We start from the raw sequence: 1,592 nt of genomic DNA on the forward strand, positions 1-1,592 counted from the left end.
CCACTGCCAAAATAATAGGATGCGGTGTAAGTTGTGGTTGTGCCGGCTCTTGTGTCCAATTCGATGTCTATGGAAATCTTGTCGCCTGCTGCGAGACTGACTGCCGAGCCCGCCATATTGATCGTCCAGAGCGCTCCCGGCGCTGCTGTAGTATCCAGTTCGGTAGTATGTGAACCCACGGCCACGACAGTCGTTCCGAGCGAGTCTCCGGAGTTCCATTTATATATCATATAGCGTATATATGCATTCTGGTTAAGGCTGCTTTCTCCGGCATAGAGATTCAGCGTCCATGTGCCTGCAGGTATGCTGACTGCGCCCGCAGCCGGTGGTGATGTGAATGTCACCATTCTCCAATACCGGGTGCCGGATGCGTTGGTATTTTGAGATTTTGTCTCATATGCTGAGGTTGCCATAAATGGCGACATCGATCTCCCTATCCATGTCCCCCCCTGGAATGTGTCCCCGGTCTGATGTGCATTGGGCATCGGTTCTGTGGGATTCTCCTGCGCAGTCGGTTTGAAATAAAGCGTGTCTGTTGTTGATGTGGAGGACGGGGCTGTTCCGGCAGTGCCCAGCTGCATCACAGTATATATGTCCTGTGACGCTGCTGTCATATTGGTCAATGAACCGTAATAATCATAATTTGCAGTCGTCTTCGCAGGACCTCCCCCGGGTGTGGTGTCACCCAGTTTATGGTGGCAGCGGTAGCAGAAGTCCTCTTCTTCAGGGTCTGACGGTGATGTCATGCCCAGAGAGGCAAGCAATCTTCTCAGGGAGTCGTCATGCGTCTTGAATTTATAAGTCGAATTCTGGAATGTCTTTGTGTCGTTATCAGCATTATGGCATTTGGAACAGTTGGCCGTAAAAGTCCCGCTCGTCGGGGTTGTGAATGTACTTGTCGGATTGCTTGCGTAATTATGAGATGAGCTATTGTAACCGGCCATCGTTATTTGAGGGGTCACTGTTGTGCCGTCGGTTCTCTGGCTGGCGTCTTTGGATATTTCGTTTTTATGACAGCTCACGCATATGCCGCCGTTTCCGCTGTTGACGAAGTCCGTATTTGTGTAATTCCCGGCAGCAGGCGCGCTGCCTGCAACAGGCGCTGTGAGGATATCGGTCCTGAGGTTATACGCCCTGCCCGGGGAGTTGACATTAAGCATCGGGCTGAAGACGTTGTGGTCTGCATGGCATATGGTGCATTTCCTGTCAGCAGCGGCAAGGCTGACAGGATTGTTTAACGCCGGATAGCTCCTGTTTGCCATTGCTGATGTGTCCATAACATGGTGATAAACGCTGCTTGTATGCATGCTGATGTTATGGCAGTCGATACAGGAATATCCTGTGCTCCATCCGGTGGAATTTCCGCTGACGCCGTCTGGATGACATGAGACCGATGAGCAGGCGCTTTCTGTTGCATTGAATGAATATGTTACTGTTACATTGCCATTGGCTCCTGTGCCTGCTCCTGCCCATGAAAAATATTGTATGCCTGCTCCGCTTGCATTTACATTATATGTCTTGTTCACGTGTAGGGTTTTATCAGCTATTGTTGTATTTGTTGTTGTTACCGAATAATGGCACATTGCGCATGA

General features: G+C 50.3%; 1 protein-coding gene. It reads right to left on the minus strand.

Features of this window, described 5'->3' with window-relative positions:
• A partial coding sequence (locus tag AB1552_14405) for a CxxxxCH/CxxCH domain-containing protein (protein ID MEW6054950.1) occupies nucleotides 1–1,526 on the minus strand: 1,526 nt, incomplete at its 3' end.
• Nucleotides 1,527–1,592: the final 66 nt, after the last annotated feature.

This window comes from Nitrospirota bacterium, assembly GCA_040754395.1.
Taxonomy (GTDB): Bacteria; Nitrospirota; Thermodesulfovibrionia; order Thermodesulfovibrionales; family SM23-35; genus JBFMCL01.